The organism is Streptomyces venezuelae (assembly GCF_008642315.1).
Taxonomy (GTDB): domain Bacteria; phylum Actinomycetota; class Actinomycetes; order Streptomycetales; family Streptomycetaceae; genus Streptomyces; species Streptomyces venezuelae_D.
Genome location: NZ_CP029192.1, coordinates 8601755 through 8622473, shown reverse-complemented (window position 1 = coordinate 8622473; position 20719 = coordinate 8601755). Strand labels below are relative to the sequence as shown.

Here is a 20719-nt window from a genome sequence, read left to right as displayed (position 1 = left end):
TACGACTCACGACCACACCCTAAAGGGCGCCGCCCGGCCCGCCCGCCGGGACTGTCACCGGAGCGGGTCCACGCGCGGGCACCGCCTCCTCGTACGCGTGCCCCACCCGCAGCACCATGGCCTCGGCGAGCGGCCGTCCGAGCAGCTGCATGCCGATGGGCATCCCCGCGGCGTCACGGCCGACCGGGACCGAGAGCGCCGGGACACCGGTGATGTCCGCGGGGGCCGACAGGCGGACGTACGCGTCGGAGACGCTCTCGCTCGTGCCGTCGGGCCACACGACGACCTCCTGACCCGTACGGACCGCCGACAGGGGAACGGTCGGCGCGGCGATCACGTCGACCTCGTCCAGCATGCGCAGCCACGCCTGCCGCATGAGGGTGCGGGCCCGCTGGGCGCGCAGATAGTCACCGGCGGACATGAGCGCGCCGGCCTCCAGCAGGACACGGATGTCGGCGCCGTACTGTTCGGGCGCCGAGCGCAGGGTCTGCTCGTGATAGGCGGTGGCCTCGGGAACCATCAGGCCCCACTGGGTGGCCTGGACGTAGCGGGTCATCGGGATCTCGACCTCGACGAGCGTCGCGCCGAGGGCCTCCAGCTGCTTGACGGCGCCGCGCACGGCCACCTCGACCTCGGGGTCGACGTGCTCGAAGTAGTAGTTGCGCGGTACGCCGACCCGTACTCCCGTCAGGTCCGCGCCCGGGAGCGGCCGGTACTCCACGCCGGGCGGCGTGGGGAGACTGGCGGGGTCGCGGGGATCGTGGCCCGCGAGGACGGACATCACCAGCGCGGCGTCCTCGACGGTACGCGTCAGCGGGCCCACGTGGTCCAGCGACCAGGACAGCGACGTCACGCCGTGCCGGGGCACGAGGCCGTACGTCGGCTTGAGGCCGACGACGCCGTTCAACGCGGCCGGTACGCGGATCGACCCTCCGGTGTCGGTCCCCAGGGCGAAGGTCGCCGCGGCGGCCGCGACGGCGACGGCCGACCCGCCGCTGGAACCGCCCGCCACGCGGTCCGGGTCCCAGGCGTTGCCGGTCTGGGGCGTGGTGAGCCCGTAGGCGAACTCATGGGTGTGCGTCTTGCCGACGAGGGCGGTGCCGGCTTCGGCCAGGCGGGCGGCGACCGTGCTGTCCGCGGCGGCCACGGGGTGGTCCGCGCGGACGCGGGAGCTCGCGGTGGTCGCGACACCGGCGACGTCGATGAGGTCCTTCAGGGCCACGGGGATTCCGTGCAGCGGCCCGTGCGAGGAGGCGGCGGGGGCGCCGGGGGCGGTTGCGCGTTCGGCCGCGCGCGCCGACGCGCGGGCCCGTTCCGCCGTCACCGTGACATAGGCCTGGAGGGAGGGTTCCGTCCGAGCGATCCGGTCGAGCACCGAGTCCACCAGCTCGACGGGGGACAGTCGCCGCGTCCGTATCTCCTCGGCAGCGGCGGCGAGGGTCAACTCATAGGGCTGCATTGTGAATCTCCGAACCGTGGGTTCCGTGAGCTCCGTAGGTTCCGTGAGCTCCGTAGGTTCCGTCGTTTTCCTCCGCCGCGCGGTGAGCGGTGGGCGGAGTATCGGCGAAGTCCAGTTCTCGCAGGACGGAGACGACCGAGTGAATGTGGTCGGCCGTGACTGCGACCGCCTGGGCACGGTCCCCGGTCAGCGGCAGTCCGGAACGTGCCGCCCACCGGGCGGCTTCCGGCGGGGTGAGAGGCGGTTCTACGTCGGGCATGGGGCCTCTTTCTCGGGTGGTGGGGCGGATGCGTGGGGTGTCAAAGACGGGCCCCCGCTAAAAGCTAACCGTTTGCGTTAGCCCGAACATAGGACCTACGCTCACTTAAAGCAAACACTTAGCCTTAACGAGGAGCACGCATGCAGGCGCAGACCCCACCCCCGCTCCGAACCCCGCACTGGACCGTCGGCGACGTCACCATCCACCGCATCGACGAGATCCCCCTGCCACCCGAAACCGGCCCCTGGCTGCTCCCGTCCGCGACGCCGGATGTGACGAACCAACACCCTTGGCTGCAACCGGACTTCGCAGACCCCACAGGCACCCTGCACCTCGACAGCCACACCTTCGCACTCACCGTGGGAACGCTCCGCGTGCTGGTCGACACCGGCATCGGCAACGGCAAGACGCGCGCCAACCCGGCCTGGCACGACCTCCGCACCGACTACCTCCAGCGTCTCACCGACGCCGGCTTCCCACCGGACTCGGTCGACCTGGTCGTCCTCACCCACCTGCACACCGACCACGTCGGCTGGAACACCCGCGAGGAGGCGGGCACGTGGCTCCCCACCTTCCCCCGCGCCCGCTACGTCACCTCACGCGCCGAGCGGGAGTTCTGGGCCGGCCACGCCATGGACGAACCGCGACAGCAGATGTTCCGCGACTCCGTGCATCCGATCGAGGACGCGGGACTGCTCGACCTCGTCGACGTACCGGCCCAGGGCGCCGAAGTCGCCCACGGCCTGCGGCTGATACCCACCCCAGGTCACACCCCCGGCCACCTCGCCGTCCAAGTGAGCAGCAACAGCCAATCAGCCCTGATCACGGGCGACTTGCTCCACCATCCCGTCCAACTCCCCCACCCCCACATAGGAAGCTGCGTGGACATCGACCCCGCGCTGGCCGAAGCCACACGCAGCGATCTGCTCGCCTCGCTCGCCGACACGGAGACCCTGCTCCTCGGCACCCACTTCCCCGACCCGACGTCCGGCCGCGTGGTGTCGGACGGGGATGCGTACCGTCTGGCGCCGGTCCCGCCGCAGCGCGCCACGCCCTCCCGACGGTCCTAGGGTTTGTGTCCGATCACACCGGGCGGCGGGCGAAGGAGGCGAGACGATCGGCGAACTCGGCGACGAGCCCGCGCAGCTCGTCGGGGCGTTCGATGACGAACGGCCGGTCGAGCGACGCGAGGAGGGGCGGCAGCCAGTCGAGGCGCTCCACCCGCAGCTCGCCACGCACCCAGGGCTCACGGCGAACAGTCCCCTCACCCTCGTCGTCGTTCTCGTCCTCGCCCGCGCACTCCTCCAGAATCGCGACGCTCACAGGAAGGCGTGCGCGGACCTGCTCGACCGTGCCCCGGATCCGCAGCGTCACCTCGTAGCGGTACGCGGCCGTGGCGAACCCGGTCAGTACACGGTCCGCCGGATCGAACCCGTCCGGCACCTCGAACGAACCGCCCACCAGAGGCCGCGCCGATGTGATGCGGTCGAGCCGGAGGGTCCGGTCCTGGTCGATGTCCGGGTCCTCACCCGTGACGTACCACCGGCCGGCGTGGGCGACGATCCCGTACGGATGCAGGGTGCGGTCGCCGCGCGCCCCTTTGCGGTCCGTGTACCGGAGAGCGACCGGCCTGCGATGACGTACCGCGTCGGCCAGAGTCAGCAGCACCTCCGAGTCGGGCGCGGGCAAGGCGCCCGACTCCCCGGTGAGGGCCAGGGAGTCGAGGACCGCGTCGAGCCGACGGGCGATGCGGGCGGGCAGCACACGTCGGATCTTGGCCGCCGCCGTCTCACCGGCTGTGCCCCCGGGGGTGAGGCCCGCGCGGCGCCCGGCGATCAGCCCGAGCAGTACGGCGAGCGCCTCGTCGTCGCCGAACATGAGCGGGGGCAGCGCCGTACCGGGGGCGAGCCGGTAGCCGCCGTAACGGCCGCGCACGGACTCGACCGGCACATCGAGGTCGATCAGCTGGTCCACGTAGCGCCGTACGGTCCGCCCGTCGACGCCGAGCCGTTCGGCGAGCTCGGCGACCGTGCGGGTGCCGCCGGACTGCAGGAGTTCCAGGAGCGTGAGCACGCGGCCGACCGGTCGAGACATGTCTGCACCCTAACGTCGATACAGGACCGATTCTGTCCACTATTCGTCCTAGCGTGCAGAGCACATGGACCGCGGCACACAAAGCGGCGCGGTACGACACGGCGCGTCGCAGCGCCACTCAGCGACCGAGGAGCAGAGCAACATGCACGCCACCGCAACGACCGACTTCGTCTCCATCCGCGTCATCACCGACGATGTCGCACGTCTCGTCGTCTTCTACGAGAAGGCCACCGGAACCCCCGCCACCTGGGCCACCGAGGACTTCGCCGAGCTCAGGACCCCGACCGCGACCCTGGCGATCGCGAGCACCCGCACGGTTCCGCTCTTCGCCCCCGGGTCCGCGCGTCCGGCCGCCAACCACAGCGTGATCATCGAGTTCCTCGTCGACGACGTCGACCACGTGCACAACGCCCTGACCAGCTGGGTCACCGACTTCGTCAACGAGCCGACGACCATGCCCTGGGGCAACCGCTCCCTGCTCCTGCGCGACCCCGACGGCAATCTCGTCAACTTCTTCACCCCCGCCGCACGCCGGTCGGCGGACTAGGCACCCCTTCGACGGGGATGCGCCTCGCGCCACGCCGCCATGGAGAGGTTCCACTCGTCGCCGTCGAGCGCCGTGAGGGAGGCCGGGAAGAGGCCGTCCTCCTCCTTGGCGATGTGCCGATGGAGTTCGTCGACGGCCTCGGCGAGGGTTCGTACGTCGGCGGGATCGGTCAGGTCGAGGGCGGGCAACAGGGCCGCGAGCTCGCGGTGTTCCGACTCCAGGTTCGCGATGTACTCCACGTACTCGGGGTCCTCGCGCATCACCTTGAAGAGGCCGTTCTCCTCGCCGCGCCAGTGCGCGTCCAGTTCGCGGGCCATGTCGTCCACGAGTACGCGCGCCCGGTCCGTCTCCCCCCGCTCCAGCGCGCGGAGCGCGTCTCCCGCGGCGTCGGTGACGCGCTCGTGCTCGGCGATGAACTCCTTGATCAGAGGGATCTCTCGGCAACCGCAGTAGTGGCACATGGGGGTGTTCTAGGCGAGAGGCCGTCCACGAGCGGGGCGCCACGCGCGCGTGGCGCCCACGATCACCCCACGCATCCGTACGTCACGCATCCGTACGTCACGGGTCCATCGGCGTGGCGGCCGCGTCGTACGGGAGCGTGGAGAGGGCGTCTGCGTATCCCCGTTCCATGGCCTGCCGTTGGCGGGCGACGTGCGGGGTCGCCGGGCGCGTGTCCAGGCGTGCCATGCGTTCCTCGTGGCTCCGGGTGATCTCCGCTGCCGTCGCTCGCCAGTCGGCGTCGTCCGGTACGCGGACCAGCTCGACGCAGGCCGGGACCGTACCCTCCGCCAGTGCGGCCGCCCCGCGGTCGTGGCCGTCGAGGAGCAGCCAGCCGTCCAGGAACGACACCCACCACAGCAGCACGGGCGCGAGGGTTCCCTCGCGGACGTGCTTGCGGAGTGCCTTGACACGCGGGGCGTCCGGCGCCGGGAGCGGGCGCAGCGGCAGAACTCCGTGCCAGCCGCCCCCGCAGAGCAGCTCGATGGTGGCGTCGGGCCAGTCCTCGACGAGGTCGCAGCTCCAGATGCCGGGAGCGAACGTCGTACGCGGGGACAGCCGCCAGCGCCCGGGCCTCAGCGGACCGTACTCGGCCGCGTCCTCCAGCCCGCGTGCGTACCGGTGGGTCCAGTCGCCCCCGGCCCGCATCGTCGCCGCGCACAGGGGCGGCAACGGGGAGCGATAGCCGGGAAGGCGGCGCAGGTGGAGGTCGTGACAGCAGCCGTCACCTTCCGACCGGCTCTGGATCAGCGGCCGCTCGTTCTGCAGCAGTGTCCAGCGGCGGCCCGTCGCCTGTTCGAAGCGGAGCGACGGGGGCGGGGGCGTGCCGGGCGCGCTCTCAGGCATGGGCAGGGCCAGGACCAGCCCGCCTTCCGGCAGTGGTTCCCTCGTCGCTCTGTTCATGGCGTCAGTGTCCTGACGAGGAGCCGCGCCCGGCAAGGACGTTTCGGCGCGCCTCGGCCGGAGCTTCCCCTCAGCCGGGACTGCCTTTATTTGTCGTCGGCCTCAGGTTTGTCGTCGGTGTCAGGCGAGCGCGTCGCCGATGCGGGCGAGCCAGCGGTCCACGGCTCCGGCCGTGAGCACCCCGCTGCCCGCACCGGCCAACTGCCCGGCAGCCGGCAGCAGGCGTGCCCCGACCCGCTCCAGACCGGCCCGGTCCCCCGCCCGCAGGGCCGCCTCCGCCTCCACGCAGCACAGGGCCTCGTAGAGCAGGTCCGGCGGTGGTTCGGGGAGGGCTCCAAGCGCCGCTCGCGCCTGGGCGTGGCGTCCCGACTCCGCGAGGGCCAGCGCCTCGGCCCAGGGGCGGTGCGGTCCCCAGTCCAGTGCGAGGTCGACGTCGGGCGGCAACAGGTGTGCCAGGCGCAGGGTGACCAGCGCGAGCGGCAGCAGCCCCGTGCGCATCCCCGGCATCCCGGCCGAGTCCAGGTGCGCGCCCGCGGCCCGCATGGAGGTCTCGGCCTGTGCCACGTCTCCGGACGCGGCCTGCCGCAGGGCGTCGTACCACCGCGTGAAGACGCCGACCAACGGCAGTTCGTGCCGCTCCGAGAGACGCGTCGCGGCGGCCGCGTGGGCATCGGCCCCCGGGAAGTCGCCGAGCCCGGCGCGTGCCTGAAGGCGGATGAGGTGGCCGAGCACTTCGAACGTCACCAGGCCCTGGCGCGCGGCGAGTTCGTCGAGTTCGGCACCGATGGCGTCCCGCTGCGGGGCCAGGCCGGCGCGGGTGAAGGACTGCATGTACGTTCCGTTGAGCGCGAACGCGAGCAGCGCGGGGTCGTCGAGGTGCCGAGCGAGCCGCTCCGCCTCGCGGGCGGCCTGTGGTCCGCGCGGCGTTCTGGCGCCGCGCGTCTCCACCGCGACGGTGGCGAGGAGCCGGCAGCGTGTCACGTCGGAGGCGTCCTGCGGCAGGTGCGCGAGGGTCCGCTCCGCGGCCGCGACGATCCGCCGGGCGAGTTCCGGGTCGTCGCCGCGGGTCCAGATCGCCGGCACGTCGAAGGCGCCGATGACGCGCGCGGTCAGTTCCGCGTCGCCGTACTCCTCGGCCGCCTCGACGACCGCCATGCGGTGGCGACGGGCGGCCTCCAGTCCCCCGGCGCCGGTGACGGCGAGGTTCCGGATGAGGCCGACAGTCGACTCCAGGCGGGCGCGGGCACCGGCCTCGACGGTGCGGTCGTACGACGCCGCCGCCTCGCTCCAGAGCCGGGACGCCGACCGTCCCACCGGATCCAGGGCCGCGTCCTGCGCGAGGATGTCCGCCTCCAGGCGGCGCAGGCCGGGGCCCGGGTCGAGGCCGAGTTCATCGGCGAGCGTGGCCCGGGCGCGGCGCAGTGTCGCGACCGCGTCTCCCTGCCGTCCCGCCCGGTAGAGCGCGAGGGACAGCAGCCGCCAGGCGTCCTCGCGCCACGGGTGGCGGGTCACGTGCGCGTCGAGGTCGGGCACGACGTCGGGAGCGCCGCCGCATGCCAGCGCGGCCTCGGCGCGCCGCTCGACGGCCAGCGCACGCAGTTCGGCGAGCCGGGAACGCTCCGCGCGCGCCCACTCCTCGTCCGCGAAATCGGCGTAGGCAGGCCCCCGCCACCAGCCCAGCGCCTCGTCGAGGCGGCGCAGCGCGTCCGGCGGCGGCAGCTGCCGGGCCTCACTCACGGCCGCCTCGAATCGCCAGGCGTCGACGGCGTCCGGTGCGGCCCGCAGCGCGTAGCCCGGACCGTCGGTGACGAGGAGGCGGGCGGGCGCGCGGTGCGGCCGGTCGGGTTCGAGGGCCTTGCGCAGTGCGGCGACGAACGTCCGGACCGTCCCGAGCGCGCGCTCCGGCGGGTCGTCGTCCCACAGGTCGTCGATCAGGCGCGTGACGGGGACGACGTGACGGCGGGCGACGATCAGGCGGGCCAGGACGGCGCGCTGCCGCGGCCCGGCAAGCGCGATCGGGCCGTCGGAGTTCCAGGCCGCCATGGAACCGAGGACCCCGAACCGAACGGCTCCCGACGGCTCCCGCCGCTCCGTTCCTTTCACCGCTCCACCCGTCCTGCCGCTCACTGATCGATTGCTGATTCACCGGCGGGAGGCTGAAGGCGTCCGCCGCCGGCGGCCTCGCCCCATCCTCCCGGAGAGCCCACCATGACACCGACCGTCCCCGGCTTCGATCACCAGCTCGTCCCTGTCGCGGACGGCGTACGTCTCCACGTCGCCGTCGGCGGCTCCGGCAGCCCCGTCGTGCTGCTGCACGGCTTCCCGCAGACGCACCTGATGTGGCGGCACGTGGCGGCCGACCTCGCCGCGGAGCACACCGTGATCTGCCCCGACCTGCGCGGATACGGCGCCAGCGACAAACCGGCCGACCTCGACGGGGCGACGTACTCCAAGCGCACGATGGCGGCCGACGTGGTCGCGCTGGCCCGTGCCCTCGGGCACGAACGGTTCGCCCTGGCCGGGCACGACCGCGGCGCCCTCGTCGCCGTACGGGCCGGGCTCGACCATCCGGAAGCGGTCACGCACCTCTTGTCCCTCGACGTGCTGCCGACGCTCGACATGTGGGAGGTCATGCACGGAACCACGGCCGCCGTCGGCTTCCACCTGTACCTGATGGCCCAGCCGCCCGGCCTTCCCGAGGAGTTGATCGGCGGCGCACCTGACGCGTTCTTCGGTCACTTCCTCGACATCTGGACGCGCGATCCCGCGGCGATCCCCGCCGACGTACGCGCCGCCTACCTCATGGCGTGTCGCGAAGCCGTGCCCTCCATCGTCGCCGACTACCGCGCCTCCGCACACATCGACGTCCGGCACGACCTGGCCGACCGGGAGGCGGTCAACCTGCTCGCCATGCCGGTCTCCGTGCTCCAGCAGGACTGGGGCGCGTCGCTCGGCTTCGACGCCGCGGAGCTGTGGCGTGCCTGGGCCCCCGACCTGCACCACGCGACCGTGTCCTGCGGCCACTTCATGGCGGAGGAGGAGCCTGCCGTGGTCGGCGGGGCGATACGCGACCTGCTCGCCCGCTGAGCCGCTTCCCCCCGTCCTACCGCTTGCGGCGGTCGAGCTGCTCGATCAGGTCGGGCAGGTCATCGGCGTGGAGATCGAACGTGTCGGAGGGGACGGGCGGGTCGCCGACGGGGCGCGCCACGTAGGCGGTGCGCAGGCCGAGGCTCTGCGCGGCACGCAGGTCCCACGCGTGGGCGGCGACCATGAGCAACCGCTCGGGCGGGCGGCCCGAAACGGTGACGGCCAGGCGATAGACCGCCGGGTCGGGCTTGTAGGTCCGGGCGTCCTCGGCGGACAGCGCCTGGTGCCAGCGCAGTCCGGCGTACGCGTTGAGCTCCAGGAGCGCCGACCTGCTCGCGTTGGAGAGCCCAAGCACCGGAAACCGTTCGGCGAGCCGGGCGAGCCCGGCCACCGTGTCGGGCCACGGCGGGAGCCTGCGCCCGGCCGACGCCAGTGCTGCCACCGCATGCGGATCGTCGACTTTGACGGCGTCGGCGACGAGTTGCGCGGCTTCCAGGTCGAGGGCGTCGCTGGGGCGGTAGGGCCGAACGCCGTCGACCATGTGCCGTTGCTCGCGCTCGACGTGCTTCTGCCACAGCGACTGGAGACGCTCGACCTCGAACGCGTCGAGCGAAGGGGCCAGGACGCCGATGCCGGCCTGGATCCCGGCGGGTTCGTCGACCAGCGTGCCGAGGACGTCGAACACGATGGCGTCGATTCCGAGCTCTGGCATGGGAAGGGTCTCCTCGGGCGGGACGGCTGGGCGGCGGAGCGGGGCATGACGGGTCGTTGCCGGGCGGCGGCGCGATGCAGCCGGGGTGACGCCTGTCGCCCCAACACCGCACCGTGACACCAGAATTCCCTCGCTTCACGCCGACACACGTACTGCGGGGCCGGGCAACAGCTGTTGCCCGGCCCCGCAGTACGTGATGAAGCAGACGGCTCAGTGGTTGTCCGTGCCGTTGCCGGACAGCGCCGAGATGTCGCTGACGAGGTGCGACAGCGGCTCGTCCTCCTTGGCCTGCGTGGAGTTCTCGGTGCACTGCTGGTTCTGCGGCGCCGAGAGGACCGGGATGTCCTGGACGGCGATCGGCACGAGACCGACCAGGGCGCCGACGTTCGCCTTGACGGGGATACCGGCACAGACCTTGTTCAGCGAGCCGGCGACCAGCTGCGGCTGCGCGCTCTGGTCTCCGTGGGTGGCGGCGTTGCCGAAGGCCTGCTCGGCGCCGTTGCCGCTGAGCGAGTTGGTGCCGGTGTCGTCGCCGATGGCGGCGGCGGTCCCGGCACTGCCGGCGAGCGCGGCGGCGGCGAGGCTCAGGGCGAGGGGGAGATTACGGGTACGCATGTCACTCCAGTACGGAACTCAGGAACTCAGGTGCCAGAAAGGGCAGGGCCCAGTACATCGGGCAATGCTCTGAATCCGACCCAATTCACCCGTTGGCGGAGTGTCGCCGATCACGAAGCTGACGTAGGAGCGGGCACTTTGTGGACCGCCGTGTCGTCGGAGGTCAGGCGCCGCCCGTCCGCGGACAGCACTTCGAGGACACGGAGTCCCTGACCCTGTCGGCGGTCGACCAACTGCGAGTGCGGCTCGCCGGGCGCGAAGAAGTTCTGCTCGCCCCACTGCCGCAGCGCCACGATGACGGGGAAGAGCGCCTTGCCCTTGGGCGTGAGCACGTACTCGCGATAGGCGCTGCCGTCCGATGCCGGGACGGACTCGAGGACGCCGCCGTCCACGAGGGTGCGCAGGCGCGCGGTGAGGATGTTCTTCGCGACGCCGAGACTGCGCTGGAACTCGCCGAAGCGCCGGCTTCCGTCGAAGGCGTCCCGCACGATCAGCAGGGACCACCAGTCACCGATGGCGTCCACCGACCGGGCCACCGGGCATTCACTGTCGTCGAAGCGCGTCCTGGTCACCATGGCGTCCGCCTCCCACTCTCCGTCTGGCTGCAACATGACCTGGTTGCAACATGCTACCAGCGAACGCTACCGTCACCATTCCCACTGGTGGCAACTTGCAACCAGTCATCGACAGACGGAGGTGCGTCCGAATGCCCTGCGACGGCGAGGCCGCGACAAGACGGTTCCGGGCCCCGGCACAAAGCCGCTGCAGGGAGCCCGCGTTCACCCTCTCCCGCGGGATCGTGCTCGCCTTCGCCGTCGCCTGCGGAGCGGCCGTGGCCAACGTGTACTTCTCCCAGCCGCTCCTGGTGACCATGGGCCGCGACCTCGCCATGAGCCCCGCGCTCGTCGGCAGCGTGGTCACGCTCACGCACATCGGGTACGGCCTCGGGCTCTTCTTCCTCGTACCACTGGGAGACGTGGCCGACCGCAGGCGCCTCATCGTGACCCAACTCCTCTGCCTGGTGGGCGCGTTGGCCCTGGTGGCCACCGCCGGCACGGCGGGCGTGCTGCTCGCGGGAATGGCCGCCACGGGACTCCTCGCGGTCGTCACACAGACACTGGTGGCCTTCGCGGCCTCACTCGCACCCGCCGCAGGCCGCGGACGGGTGGTGGGCACGGTCACCAGCGGGGTGGTCGTCGGCATCCTGCTGGCCCGCACCGCGTCCGGCGTGCTGGCCGACCTCGCGGGCTGGCGCTCCGTCTACCTCGCCTCGGCCTCGCTCACCGCCCTCCTCGCACTGGTCCTGCACCGAGTGCTCCCGCCCGGCGGCGACACTCCCCGAACCACCCTTCGCTACGGTGAACTCCTGCGCTCCACCGTCACCTTGTTCGCCCGGGAGCGGCTGCTGCGACTCCGCGCCCTGTTCGGCCTGCTGGTGTTCGCCGCCTTCAGCACCCTGTGGAGCAGCGTCGCGCTGCCGCTCAGCGAGGCCCCGTACTTCCTGTCCCACAGTGCGATCGGCGCACTCGGACTGGTCGGCGCCGCTGGCGCGTTGGCCGCGACCGTGGCGGGGCGCCTCAACGACCGCGGACTCTCCCGGCGCACGACCGGCATCGCGTTGGTACTGCTCGCCGTCTCGTGGGTGCCGCTCTCCTTCACCCGCGGCTCCCTCGCGGCACTGGTCGCCGGCGTGGTCCTTCTCGACCTCGCCGTCCAGGCGGTGCACGTCACCAATCAGACCCTGATCTACGCGCTGCACCCCGATGCGGGCAGCCGGCTGATCGGCGGGTACATGGTCTTCTACTCGGTCGGCAGCGCCACCGGCGCCCTCGCCGCGACCTCCCTCTACACGGTGGGTGGCTGGGGGGCGGTGTGCGCCCTGGGAGCGGCGTTCAGTTGCGTCGCGCTCGCGCTGTGGGCGGTCACCCGGCGGAGTGCGGACGGGGTGGCCAGCGGGGCCGTCGGAGCCAACGGAACCAACAGGACCAACGGGACCAACGGGGCCGCCGCCGGGGCGGAGTGATTCAGCGTCAAAGGCCGTTGTCAGTGCCTCCACATAGAGTGAATACATCACTCGGGGAACATCACTCGGGGAACCTCGAAGGGGGAGCACTGACGTGTCCACAAACAGGATTCAGCACAAGGTGAATCACGTCGCGCTGGTAGTGGACTGTTCCGGTTCGATGCAGCCGCACCAGAGCCAACTCATTCGCGTGGTGGACGAGTTCGTGGCGGGTCTGAAGGCCGAGTCGGACAGCCTCGGTCACGAAACCCGTATCAGCCTCTATTCCTTCGACCACAAGGTGGAGAACCTGGTCTGGGACATGGACGTGAAGCACCTCCCGTCCATGCGCGGGCTGTACCGGGTGAAGAACGGAGCGACGGCACTCATCGAGGCTTCGCTGAAGTCGCTGGACGACCTCGGCCACATCTGGGAGGAATACGGCGAGCACAGCTTCCTCCAGATCGTGGTCACGGACGGCGAGGAGAACGCCTCCGGCGGGGACCGGCGCCACGACGGCGACATGACCATCCTCGGCCCCTGGCTCGACAGGATCACGGCGAAGATGGGCGGGCTGCCCGGCCACTGGACGTCCGCGATCCTCGTCCCGAACTCGCTGGCCAAGCGCACCGCGCAGAACTACGGCTTCCCGGCAGGCAACATCGCCATCTGGGACGCCGACTCCCAGAAGGGCGTCGAGGACGCGATCGGCACCGTCCGCGCCGCCGCCACCAGCTTCCTCCGCGGCCGGGAGCAGGGTGTGCGCGGCACGAAGAACCTGTTCGCCGTCGGCCAGGACATATCGGTGGACGAGGTGCGCGCGAACCTCGAACCGATACCGGCGGACAAATACCGTCTCCTGAAGGTCGACAAGGAGACCGAGATTCGCCCCTTCGTCAACTCGCATCCGGGCGTGACGTACGAAAGGGGTGCCTGCTATTACCAGCTGGGTGCGCGGGCCCAGGTGCAGCAGAACAAAGAAGTCATCGTGGTCGAGAAGGAAACCGACCGCGCCTATACGGGCGACGCGGCGCGCAGCCTTCTGTTCGGCACGGGCATTCACGGAACCGTCTCCGTGAAGGCGGGCAACAATCCCAAGTTGGAGGTATACGTCCAGAGTCGTTCGGTGAACAGGAAACTCAAGCCGAATACGCGTCTGCTCATCATGCTCTGAAAGTCCGGAGAAGGAGGCGAAGGACGAGTGACGGTCGACCGGGCGATCACATCAGATGAGAATTCGGGGATTTGGCAACGTCGGCGTACTCCGACAATTCGACGACGGTGACGCCGGTGTCCTCGACACGACCGGTGCCGGGCGTGTCGGGCCGCCGCCAGGCGACGACCACCCGGCGCACCCCGGCGTCGCGGATCAGCGCGGCACAGGGGCGCGGCCTGGAGCCGCCTTCCGCGCACGGCTCCAGCGAGGCGTAGAGAGTGGCCGCGGCCAGGCGCGGGTCGTTCGGCCGGAGTTTGGCCAGGGCGCCTTCCTCGGCGTGGTGGTGTGCGCCGCTCTCACGGGAGTAGGAACGGGCGAGTTCGGTGCCGTCGTCGGCCACGACGACCGCGCCCGCGCTGAACTCTGATGCCGAGGGCGGGCTCGCCGTGGCGAGCTGGCAGGCGACGGCGAGCCAGGCCCCGTCGGCGACGGTGGTCTGGTCGCCGGGCCCGGGCCGGCCGCAGGCGGTGGGAGAGTGCTCGTTCACGTTCATGGAGTGTCGGTCTCCTTGAGGGCTACCCGCAGGAGTACCACGTCCCCCGCCACGGCTCGGTTCAGAAGATACGTGTACGTATGCCCGGCATTTCTCCGACAAGACATCGACTGACCACGTCAGCCGTGACGGCCGTGTCAGGGACCTGCGGTTTCCCGCCGGCCGTCGCGGGATGAAACGATCGAGGGATGTCTGACTTGATCATTGCCGCCTGTGACGGTGCGGCGAAGAAGAATCCCGGGCCCGCGGCCTGGGCGTGGGTGGTCGCCGACGCGGACGGCCACCCGCAGCGCTGGGAGGCCGGTCCGCTCGGTCACTCCACGAACAACGTGGCCGAGCTGACCGCGCTGGCAGAACTCCTGGAAGCCACCGATCCCGCCGTGCCGCTCGAGGTGCGGATGGACAGCCAGTACGCGATGAACGCGGTCACCAAGTGGATCGCGTCCTGGAAGCGCAACGGGTGGCAGACCGCGGCGAAGAAGCCGGTCGCCAACAAGGACCTGGTCGTGCGCATCGACGCGCTGCTGCAGGGCCGCGAGGTGACGTTCCGGCACGTGGCCGCGCACCGCGTGGACGGCGACCACCTCAACGCGATCGCGGACGTCGCGGCGAGCGACGCGGCGACGAGCCAGCAGCCCGCGGGCACGGCCCACGGCGCGACGGAGATCCCGGAGCCGCGGGCGGACCGCATGACCTCATCCCCCGCGAGCCGTACGCCTCGCAAGTCCACCGCCCGTACGGCGAAGGCAGCCTCGGGCAAGGCGTCCTCGGGGGCCGTCATCAAGGCCAAGTACCCCGGCCGCTGCCACTGCCAGAAGCCGTATGCCGCCGGCGAGAAGATCGCCAAGAACGCGCACGGCTGGGGCCATGTCGAGTGCCGGGAGACCGCCGCCGAGTGATCTCGCGGGCCGGTCGGCGGGGTGCGGGGCCGTGCGTCGCATCACGGCCGTTGCGGCATTCGGGCGAGAACGCGTGTCCGGCCGCGGGTGCGCGCGTTGATCAGCGCGGGCGCCCAGAGTTGTGCTGCTCCGGTCGCGCACGGCGTGTGGTGACCCGACCGGGCGCCCTCAGGCACATTTCGACTGCAAGGAGATCCACCATGTCCGCAACGAAGAAGACGCTGAGCGTGGTCCTGGGCACCGGCGCCCTGGTGATGGGCGCGGCGGGTATGGCCTCGGCCGACGCCGGCGCGCAGGGCGCGGCCCTCAACTCGCCGGGCGTCATCTCGGGCAACGCCATCCAGGCCCCGATCCACATCCCGGTCAACGCGTGTGGCAACACGATCAACGTCATCGGCCTGCTCAACCCGGCCTTCGGCAACACCTGCGTCAACGACTGACCCGACACCCCGCGCCGTGGAGAGCCGTCACCGGCCTCCGCGGCAGGAGGTGAGCGAGCGCGCCGCCGACCTTCCCTTTCGGCGGCGCGCTCGTGTGCGCCCTGCGGGGCGCGCCCGCCGGTGGGCGGGGCTACCAGTTGTCCGGCCGCACCTCGTAGGTGAGGGTGTAGTGGGCGCCGTCACCGCGGAACACGGCGACCTGCTCGCCGCGGCCCGACGAGGCGGGACTGATGTGGAAGTCGCCCAGGTGGTCGTCGGGGTCGAAGTCGTCGTGCTCCCACACGGAGACGACGTCCGCCCCGCTGTTGGACAGAGTGAACGGCCCGTTGTTGACGTTGATGACGTCACCCTTGCTGACGTCTCCGCGACCCCAGACGCGGCCGCCGCGGAAGTCCACCCACGTCTCGTCCTCGCCGTTGTCCTCGGTCTCGATGCAGCGCAGTTGGTAGAACTTGACCTGGTATCCCATGTCCGTCTCCCTGGTCTGTCTCGTCGTCGGACGGGTTTCCGACACCCACGAGAATGCGCGCATCAGGACTACCATCGCGTCCACTCTGGAGTGGATTACTGGTGTACGACCCAGGGTGTACGTTTCTGCGTGGAGACGAGCACGTTTCATGGACCCATGAGCGACTCGAGCGACCCCATGGATGCGTCAACCGCGCTGGTCACAGCCGCGGACGTCACCCTCGAACCGATCGGCGCCCGGGCGCTCCTCGTGGACCGGGACGTGCTCCTGGTCCCCGATCCGCCGCCGCTCCTCGTCGATCCGCCGGGGGCGCTGGTCGCGGTGATCACGCCGGTGCCGGAGGGGAGCGGTCCCGTGGAGCGGATCGGGGTGGCCGACGTCGAGCATCTCGTCCAGGGCGAGGGCCAGGACCAGGACCGGGAGGAGGGCCTGGGCCTCGGGCAGGGCCGGGGCGAACCGTCGTCGGGCGTGCTGGCCAGTGTCGTCAGACTCTCCGGCCCGTCGCGCTATGTGGTCCGGGCCGAACCGGCCACACAGCAGCGGCTGGCCGAGGCGCTGCGCGCCGAGGACGGTGACCTGTGGGCGGCGATGCGCGACCTCGGCTACGACTCGCCGGTGCCCGCCCGCCCCAGAAAGGCGGGACCGACCACGCTGAGCGAGGACCGGCTCGACGCGCTCGCCGCCGGCCCGTGCCGGGTCATCCGCACCTGTCTGCCCCACCCGCCGCACCCCGACACGCCCCACGCGCCGACCGGACCGTGATGACCGTCCCCGGAACCGCTCTCGGGAAGCTGTACCGGGCGGCGCCCGTCGTCCAGGACTCCGTACTGGCGGTCGCGCTCCTCCTGCCCGACCTGTTTCTCTTCTCCGACTTCGCGCTCCCACTCGTCGGGCTCGCCGACCGGCTGCTCACGGTCGGGTACGCGATCCTCGGTTACGCGGCGCTCGCGGTACGTCGGCGGGCGGCTCTCGCGGTGTTCGCCTACGTGTGGGCGCACGCGCTCGGCGGTGAACTCCTCACCGCCGCCGGGGTGTTCGACTACAGCCCGACCCTGGCCCTGCTCGCCGCCCTCTACACCGTCGCCGCCCTGCGGAGCGCCCGGCCCGCCGTGTCCGCGCTGGTCTCCGTGGTGGTACCGGTCGCGCTCTCGGTGCGGGCGGCGCTCGCCGACGTACCCGAAGCGGAGCGGCTCACGTCCCTGATCGGGGTGGCCTGCTTCTACGGACTGCTCAACCTGGAGGTGTGGGCGGTCGGCCGGTGGGTGCGTGCGGGGCGGGCGGCGGCGGTCAGGGACCGGCTGGCGGTGGCCCGCGCCGAGGAGGCGGTGCTGTCCGAACGGGCGCGTACGGCACGCGAGTTGCATGACATCGTCGCCAACGCGGTCACCGTCATGGTGCTGCAGGCGGGCGGCGCCCGCCATGTGCTGCGGACCGATCCGGGCCGGGTCGAGAACGCGCTCGACCAGATCGAGTCGTGCGGCAAGACCGCCGTCGCCGAGCTGCGGCACATGTTGCTGGTGCTGCGCACCGAGGGCGAACGGCTCGCCGCCGAGGAGCCGGGCTTCGGCCTCGCCGACCTGGACCCGCTCCTGAACGGGGTGCGACAGGTGGGCCTGACGGCTCATTTGCGGGTCACCGGCGTTCCTGCCTCGCTCACCCGAAGCGTCGACCTGACCGCGTACCGGCTGGTGCAGGAAGCGCTGACCAACGCGGCCAAGCACGCGGGCCCGGGTGCGGTCACGGTCGTACGGCTCGACTGGCACCCGGTGGACGGCCGGCTGGAGATCGCGGTCGAGGACGACGGGCGTGGTGCCCCGGCGACCGCTCGCTCCGAGCTGTCCACCGGGCACGGCCTGTTGGGGCTGCGCGAGCGGGTGGCGGTGTGCGGCGGCACGTTCGAGGCGGGTCCGCTCCCTGACGGCGGCTTCCGTGTCGCCGCGGGACTGCCGACGCGGAAACTCTCTCCGCAGGAGGTCGGAACATGATCCGGGTGTTGATCGCGGACGACCAGGCGATGGTGCGTTCCGCGCTGGCCATGCTGCTCGCCGGCGAGGACGGCATCGAGGTGGTCGGCGAGGCCGCCGACGGCGCCGAGGCGGTGGCGCGCGTCGCGGAGCTGCGTCCCACGGTCGTCGTCATGGACGTACGGATGCCCGGTACGGACGGCGTCGAGGCGACCCGGCGGATCACCGCCGACGCCTTTCCGGGCGAGGCACGCGTGCTCGTCCTGACGACGTACAACGTCAGCGAGGCCGTCTACCAGGCGCTGCGCGCCGGTGCCTCCGGCTTTCTGCTCAAGGACGCCGCGCCCGGTGAACTCGTGAGCGCGGTCCGGGCGCTCGCGGAAGGGGACGGCTGGCTGGACCCGGCGGTGATCGCCGACATGCTGGCCGAGTTCGCCTCCCGGCCGGAGAGGATCCGTCCGGCTCCCGCGGAGCTGGCGGCGCTCACCGGCCGGGAGCGCGAGGTCCTGGTCCTGGTCGCGCACGGCTTCTCCAACGCGGAGATCGCCGGCCACCTGTTCATCGGCGAGGCCACGGTCAAGACCCACGTGGGGCGGATCCTGCTGAAGCTCGGCATGCGGGACAGGGCCCAGGCGGTCGCGGCGGCCTACCAGTGCGGCCTTGTCACACCGGGCTCGTCCCCGCCACTGCCCTGACCCGACGGGGCGCGGGCCCTCACAGGCAGGCGATGAGTTCCTCCCTGCCGGTCACGCCCGTCTTGCGGTAGACCGCTTTGAAGTGGTCGTTCACGGTGTGCGGTGACAGGTCGAGGCGGCGTGCGATCTGTTTCGCGGCGAGCCCCTGCAAGGCCTGCTCGACGACCGTCCGTTCCCTGGGTGAGATGCCGTACCACTGGGCGAGCGCTGGGAGCAGCTCCGCGGCCGGGGCGGGCTGGAGGGTGACGACCACGTCGCCCGTCATGGCGCCGTCCAGCGGGTGCGCCTGGAGCGAGAACCATCCCAGGGGCGTGGGGGCGCGGGTGATCGCGGGCATGCCCGTGCGCCGGACCGTGTAGGTGATGTGCCAGACGAAGCTGAACAACTCCTGTTCGCCGGCCGGGTAGACGCCGGGCAGGATCCCGCGCAGCGCCTCGCGCCCGGTGGGGGTCGCCCCGGCGATCTCGTCGTTTCTGCCGATGACGACGATGGCCGGAGGGAGGTGGATCTTCCGGGGGCGCAGCGGTTTGTCCGCCACATAGCGCGTCACGGCCGCGGTGAGCGGCTCCGCCAGTTCTGCCGCGCGCACGGTCTCCGACGGCGAGAACGGTCTGGCGCCGCGCTCGCGCAGCAGGACCAACGCGCCCCGGGCGACGCCGCGTCGGGACAGGGCGATGCACAGCTCGCTCCCGTAGGCGTCGGCGGCCATGATGCCGTGGAGCCTGCGCGTGTCGGGGCACGGATCCTGCGCGCCCGCACCGAGCACGACGGCCGGGCAGGGGCCGTGGAGGAGGTCGGCGACGGGTCTGCGGGTCCGGCCGAGGGCGTTCGCCCGGTCCATCCGGCGCCGTGCGGGGGTGCTGTAGCTGTTCTCGCAGGCCAGAAAGCAGCGTGCGCCCGTCACGGGGTCGAACCCCGAGAGCAGGTAGCCGTCGTGCGGCAGGACTGTGGCGAGATGCCGGGAGAGCACCTCGCCCAGTTCCGCCACGGTTTCCGCGCGCGCCGCCGCCTCCGGCACGGCGCGGCTCACCGCGTCCACGGAGCACGTCGAGCCCGTCCCCAAGACCATGGGTCGAGCGTGACAGCTTTCCCCCGCAACTTCCGGTATTTTCAGGCTCTTTGCCGTTTGGTCCGACACAGGCCCCTAGGCCGTCGGGACGGCGTCCGTCCGCAGCGAGTCGGCAGCCGTGTAGGTGGAGGCGAAGGTGAACGCCCGCGGCGAAGGCCCGTTCGCCCGCAGGTCCGCCAGCCGCTCCAGAGCCTCGTCCACGGTCGGGATGTGTCCGGCGGGCACCCACCACAGCACCAGGTACGCCTCGACGTGCCGGTCGAACCATTCACGCCGCCGCCGCATCACCTCCAAGTGGCCGCTGCGGTAGGTGAATTCCCACAGCGCCTCGGGCGTCTCCCACACCGACATGGTGACGATGACGTTCTCACCCGCCGGGCGCATGGCGGTGGCGTCGGGCGCTCCCTCCTCGACGAGGCGCCATACGAAGCCGGGTGCGCCGTCGGCGGCGGCGTTCACGGGATTGAGCAGTTCGACGAACGGCTCAATGCGCGGGTCGTCCAACGGATGACGGAGCTTGGCGAGGTTGAGCTCGGCGAGGTGGGCGGCAGGCGCGGCTGAGGTCATGCCCTCATCCCAGCACGAGCCGCTTTTCTATGTCAATCAATATTGTTTTTAGAAGGCTCGATGATCACGCAGCACTCCCCCGGCCGGGCGTCCATCCGGGCGCGCACCGCCCCGTCCGCTCCGATCAGCCCCTCCAGCAGGGCGAGGTTCATGCCGCAGACCAACGGCGGGAAGCGCTCGGCCACGGCGTGGAAAGGGCAGTTGCGCATGCGCAGGACGCGGGCCTCGGCGTCCTCGGCGTCCTCGATGTGTGGTTCGTAGCCGCGCGCGGCAAGGAGTTCCCTGGCCGCGTCGAGGTCGTCGCAGGGCTCGGCCGATCCGCGCAGGGCCTCGCCCCGGCGTCGGGCGGCCGCGCAGAGCCCGTCGTCCAGTCCGGCTTCCTCGGCGGCCTCGGCGAGGAGTTCCGCGGCGGTGCGGTAGTCGCGGGCGGGCAGCGAGACCGACCGTTCGGCCCGTGACCGCGTGTAGACCTTTGCGGGGCGGCCCGCACCCGGACCCGAACGTCCCGTCAGGCGTCGGCTGCCGCTTTCCAGGAGCCCGGCCGCGGCCAGCTTGTCCAGGTGGTGGGCCGCGAGCGTGCGGGCCACCCCGGTCGCCTCGGCGGCCTCGTTGCGCCCGACCTCACGGCCTTGCCCCGCCACGTACTCGTACAGGCGACGCCGCACCGGGTCCTGCAGCGCCGCGATCGCGTCGATGTCCTCCACCTGGCCATTCTAGGAACAACGCGGTGG

Annotated in this window: 22 protein-coding genes and 2 pseudogenes; 10 read left to right on the top strand and 14 right to left on the bottom strand. The window is 71.5% G+C overall.

Annotated elements, in window-relative coordinates:
* Positions 1-19 precede the first annotated feature (19 nt).
* Complete coding sequence (locus DEJ48_RS38115; protein WP_150220656.1) at positions 20-1459, bottom strand: amidase; 1440 nt, start codon at positions 1457-1459, stop codon at positions 20-22.
* A 67-nt stretch (positions 1460-1526) separates the two neighbouring features.
* Positions 1527-1718: pseudogene (locus tag DEJ48_RS40620) on the bottom strand (hypothetical protein); the annotation flags it as partial.
* A 140-nt stretch (positions 1719-1858) separates the two neighbouring features.
* On the opposite strand from DEJ48_RS40620, the gene DEJ48_RS38105 reads away from it, so the two are divergent.
* Positions 1859-2788, top strand: coding sequence for an MBL fold metallo-hydrolase (locus tag DEJ48_RS38105; protein ID WP_150220655.1), 930 nt, complete (start codon positions 1859-1861; stop codon positions 2786-2788).
* 13 nt (positions 2789-2801) lie between these two features.
* Here DEJ48_RS38105 and DEJ48_RS38100 read toward each other — a convergent pair whose 3' ends face one another.
* Complete coding sequence (locus DEJ48_RS38100) at positions 2802-3812, bottom strand: helix-turn-helix transcriptional regulator (RefSeq protein ID WP_150220654.1); 1011 nt, start codon at positions 3810-3812, stop codon at positions 2802-2804.
* Between the two features lie 142 nt (positions 3813-3954).
* Between DEJ48_RS38100 and DEJ48_RS38095 the strand changes: the two genes are divergently transcribed.
* Positions 3955-4359 (top strand): VOC family protein, encoded by a 405-nt coding sequence (locus tag DEJ48_RS38095; protein ID WP_150220653.1) that lies wholly within the window; start codon positions 3955-3957, stop codon positions 4357-4359.
* On the opposite strand, the gene DEJ48_RS38090 is transcribed toward DEJ48_RS38095, so the two are convergent.
* From DEJ48_RS38090 to DEJ48_RS38080, 3 genes are all read right to left on the bottom strand, one after another.
* Entirely contained in the window at positions 4356-4820 is a 465-nt protein-coding gene (locus DEJ48_RS38090) for a hemerythrin domain-containing protein (protein WP_150220652.1), read from the bottom strand. The genes DEJ48_RS38095 and DEJ48_RS38090 overlap by 4 nt on opposite strands.
* A 97-nt stretch (positions 4821-4917) precedes the next feature.
* Positions 4918-5760: a hypothetical protein gene (locus DEJ48_RS38085; RefSeq protein ID WP_223832361.1), complete on the bottom strand. Its 843-nt coding sequence runs from the start codon at positions 5758-5760 to the stop codon at positions 4918-4920.
* Positions 5761-5880: 120 nt separating this feature from the next.
* Positions 5881-7803 (bottom strand): BTAD domain-containing putative transcriptional regulator, encoded by a 1923-nt coding sequence (locus DEJ48_RS38080; RefSeq protein ID WP_150220651.1) that lies wholly within the window; start codon positions 7801-7803, stop codon positions 5881-5883.
* A 165-nt stretch (positions 7804-7968) separates the two neighbouring features.
* On the opposite strand from DEJ48_RS38080, the gene DEJ48_RS38075 reads away from it, so the two are divergent.
* A complete protein-coding gene (locus DEJ48_RS38075) occupies positions 7969-8847 on the top strand; it encodes an alpha/beta fold hydrolase (protein ID WP_150220650.1) in 879 nt (292 codons plus the stop codon).
* A 16-nt stretch (positions 8848-8863) separates the two neighbouring features.
* On the opposite strand, the gene DEJ48_RS38070 is transcribed toward DEJ48_RS38075, so the two are convergent.
* The 3 genes from DEJ48_RS38070 to DEJ48_RS38060 all read right to left on the bottom strand — a co-directional run bounded on the left by DEJ48_RS38070 (position 8864) and on the right by DEJ48_RS38060 (position 10749).
* The gene (locus tag DEJ48_RS38070; protein WP_150220649.1) at positions 8864-9559 is read right to left on the bottom strand and encodes a haloacid dehalogenase type II; all 696 of its coding nucleotides are present in this window, start codon (positions 9557-9559) and stop codon (positions 8864-8866) included.
* Positions 9560-9769: 210 nt separating this feature from the next.
* Positions 9770-10174, bottom strand: coding sequence for a rodlin (locus tag DEJ48_RS38065; RefSeq protein WP_150220648.1), 405 nt, complete (start codon positions 10172-10174; stop codon positions 9770-9772).
* Positions 10175-10284: 110 nt separating this feature from the next.
* The gene (locus tag DEJ48_RS38060) at positions 10285-10749 is read right to left on the bottom strand and encodes a winged helix-turn-helix transcriptional regulator (RefSeq protein WP_150221642.1); all 465 of its coding nucleotides are present in this window, start codon (positions 10747-10749) and stop codon (positions 10285-10287) included.
* 131 nt (positions 10750-10880) lie between these two features.
* On the opposite strand from DEJ48_RS38060, the gene DEJ48_RS38055 reads away from it, so the two are divergent.
* Together DEJ48_RS38055 and DEJ48_RS38050 are read left to right on the top strand one after the other, a co-directional pair.
* Positions 10881-12197, top strand: a complete 1317-nt coding sequence (locus tag DEJ48_RS38055; protein ID WP_150220647.1) for an MFS transporter — start codon at positions 10881-10883, stop codon at positions 12195-12197.
* A 94-nt stretch (positions 12198-12291) separates the two neighbouring features.
* Entirely contained in the window at positions 12292-13350 is a 1059-nt protein-coding gene (locus tag DEJ48_RS38050; protein WP_150220646.1) for a vWA domain-containing protein, read from the top strand.
* 46 nt (positions 13351-13396) lie between these two features.
* On the opposite strand, the pseudogene DEJ48_RS38045 reads toward DEJ48_RS38050, so the two are convergent.
* Positions 13397-13870: pseudogene (locus tag DEJ48_RS38045) on the bottom strand (5-amino-6-(5-phosphoribosylamino)uracil reductase); the annotation flags it as partial.
* 203 nt (positions 13871-14073) lie between these two features.
* On the opposite strand from DEJ48_RS38045, the gene DEJ48_RS38040 reads away from it, so the two are divergent.
* Together DEJ48_RS38040 and DEJ48_RS38035 are read left to right on the top strand one after the other, a co-directional pair.
* Positions 14074-14784, top strand: a complete 711-nt coding sequence (locus DEJ48_RS38040) for a ribonuclease H (RefSeq protein WP_150220644.1) — start codon at positions 14074-14076, stop codon at positions 14782-14784.
* Between the two features lie 200 nt (positions 14785-14984).
* Entirely contained in the window at positions 14985-15224 is a 240-nt protein-coding gene (locus tag DEJ48_RS38035) for a chaplin (RefSeq protein ID WP_150220643.1), read from the top strand.
* A gap of 130 nt (positions 15225-15354) precedes the next feature.
* Here DEJ48_RS38035 and DEJ48_RS38030 read toward each other — a convergent pair whose 3' ends face one another.
* Positions 15355-15693: a hypothetical protein gene (locus tag DEJ48_RS38030; protein WP_150220642.1), complete on the bottom strand. Its 339-nt coding sequence runs from the start codon at positions 15691-15693 to the stop codon at positions 15355-15357.
* A 156-nt stretch (positions 15694-15849) separates the two neighbouring features.
* Here DEJ48_RS38030 and DEJ48_RS38025 point away from each other — a divergent pair, with 156 nt between their 5' ends.
* The 3 genes from DEJ48_RS38025 to DEJ48_RS38015 are packed head-to-tail and all read left to right on the top strand — an operon-like array spanning position 15850 to position 18352.
* On the top strand, positions 15850-16455 hold the full coding sequence (locus DEJ48_RS38025; RefSeq protein ID WP_150220641.1) for a hypothetical protein: 606 nt from the start codon (positions 15850-15852) through the stop codon (positions 16453-16455).
* Positions 16455-17678, top strand: coding sequence for a sensor histidine kinase (locus DEJ48_RS38020; protein ID WP_150220640.1), 1224 nt, complete (start codon positions 16455-16457; stop codon positions 17676-17678). Before DEJ48_RS38025 ends, DEJ48_RS38020 begins: the two co-directional genes overlap by 1 nt.
* On the top strand, positions 17675-18352 hold the full coding sequence (locus DEJ48_RS38015; protein ID WP_150220639.1) for a response regulator: 678 nt from the start codon (positions 17675-17677) through the stop codon (positions 18350-18352). The genes DEJ48_RS38020 and DEJ48_RS38015 overlap by 4 nt, the downstream gene beginning before the upstream one ends.
* A 19-nt stretch (positions 18353-18371) precedes the next feature.
* Here the strand turns inward: DEJ48_RS38015 and DEJ48_RS40615 are convergent, their stop codons facing one another.
* From DEJ48_RS40615 to DEJ48_RS38000, 3 genes are all read right to left on the bottom strand, one after another.
* Positions 18372-19421 (bottom strand): helix-turn-helix transcriptional regulator, encoded by a 1050-nt coding sequence (locus DEJ48_RS40615; protein WP_223832360.1) that lies wholly within the window; start codon positions 19419-19421, stop codon positions 18372-18374.
* 75 nt (positions 19422-19496) lie between these two features.
* A complete protein-coding gene (locus DEJ48_RS38005) occupies positions 19497-19988 on the bottom strand; it encodes a DUF3291 domain-containing protein (protein ID WP_150220638.1) in 492 nt (163 codons plus the stop codon).
* Between the two features lie 32 nt (positions 19989-20020).
* Positions 20021-20692 carry a helix-turn-helix transcriptional regulator gene (locus tag DEJ48_RS38000; protein ID WP_150220637.1) on the bottom strand — a complete coding sequence of 224 codons (672 nt, stop codon included), beginning with the start codon at positions 20690-20692 and terminating at the stop codon, positions 20021-20023.
* Positions 20693-20719: the final 27 nt, after the last annotated feature.

Coding starts and splice junctions, on each gene's coding strand:
- DEJ48_RS38025 (WP_150220641.1), top strand. CDS start 15,850: ATGAGCGACTCGAGCGACCCCATGGATGCGTCAACCGCGCTGGTCACA.
- DEJ48_RS38105 (WP_150220655.1), top strand. CDS start 1,859: ATGCAGGCGCAGACCCCACCCCCGCTCCGAACCCCGCACTGGACCGTC.
- DEJ48_RS38040 (WP_150220644.1), top strand. CDS start 14,074: ATGTCTGACTTGATCATTGCCGCCTGTGACGGTGCGGCGAAGAAGAAT.
- DEJ48_RS38075 (WP_150220650.1), top strand. CDS start 7,969: ATGACACCGACCGTCCCCGGCTTCGATCACCAGCTCGTCCCTGTCGCG.
- DEJ48_RS38030 (WP_150220642.1), bottom strand. CDS start 15,693: ATGGGATACCAGGTCAAGTTCTACCAACTGCGCTGCATCGAGACCGAG.
- DEJ48_RS38035 (WP_150220643.1), top strand. CDS start 14,985: ATGTCCGCAACGAAGAAGACGCTGAGCGTGGTCCTGGGCACCGGCGCC.
- DEJ48_RS40615 (WP_223832360.1), bottom strand. CDS start 19,421: ATGGTCTTGGGGACGGGCTCGACGTGCTCCGTGGACGCGGTGAGCCGC.
- DEJ48_RS38080 (WP_150220651.1), bottom strand. CDS start 7,803: ATGGCGGCCTGGAACTCCGACGGCCCGATCGCGCTTGCCGGGCCGCGG.
- DEJ48_RS38085 (WP_223832361.1), bottom strand. CDS start 5,760: ATGAACAGAGCGACGAGGGAACCACTGCCGGAAGGCGGGCTGGTCCTG.
- DEJ48_RS38005 (WP_150220638.1), bottom strand. CDS start 19,988: ATGACCTCAGCCGCGCCTGCCGCCCACCTCGCCGAGCTCAACCTCGCC.
- DEJ48_RS38060 (WP_150221642.1), bottom strand. CDS start 10,749: ATGGTGACCAGGACGCGCTTCGACGACAGTGAATGCCCGGTGGCCCGG.
- DEJ48_RS38115 (WP_150220656.1), bottom strand. CDS start 1,459: ATGCAGCCCTATGAGTTGACCCTCGCCGCCGCTGCCGAGGAGATACGG.
- DEJ48_RS38065 (WP_150220648.1), bottom strand. CDS start 10,174: ATGCGTACCCGTAATCTCCCCCTCGCCCTGAGCCTCGCCGCCGCCGCG.
- DEJ48_RS38090 (WP_150220652.1), bottom strand. CDS start 4,820: ATGTGCCACTACTGCGGTTGCCGAGAGATCCCTCTGATCAAGGAGTTC.
- DEJ48_RS38100 (WP_150220654.1), bottom strand. CDS start 3,812: ATGTCTCGACCGGTCGGCCGCGTGCTCACGCTCCTGGAACTCCTGCAG.
- DEJ48_RS38095 (WP_150220653.1), top strand. CDS start 3,955: ATGCACGCCACCGCAACGACCGACTTCGTCTCCATCCGCGTCATCACC.
- DEJ48_RS38055 (WP_150220647.1), top strand. CDS start 10,881: ATGCCCTGCGACGGCGAGGCCGCGACAAGACGGTTCCGGGCCCCGGCA.
- DEJ48_RS38015 (WP_150220639.1), top strand. CDS start 17,675: ATGATCCGGGTGTTGATCGCGGACGACCAGGCGATGGTGCGTTCCGCG.
- DEJ48_RS38070 (WP_150220649.1), bottom strand. CDS start 9,559: ATGCCAGAGCTCGGAATCGACGCCATCGTGTTCGACGTCCTCGGCACG.
- DEJ48_RS38020 (WP_150220640.1), top strand. CDS start 16,455: ATGACCGTCCCCGGAACCGCTCTCGGGAAGCTGTACCGGGCGGCGCCC.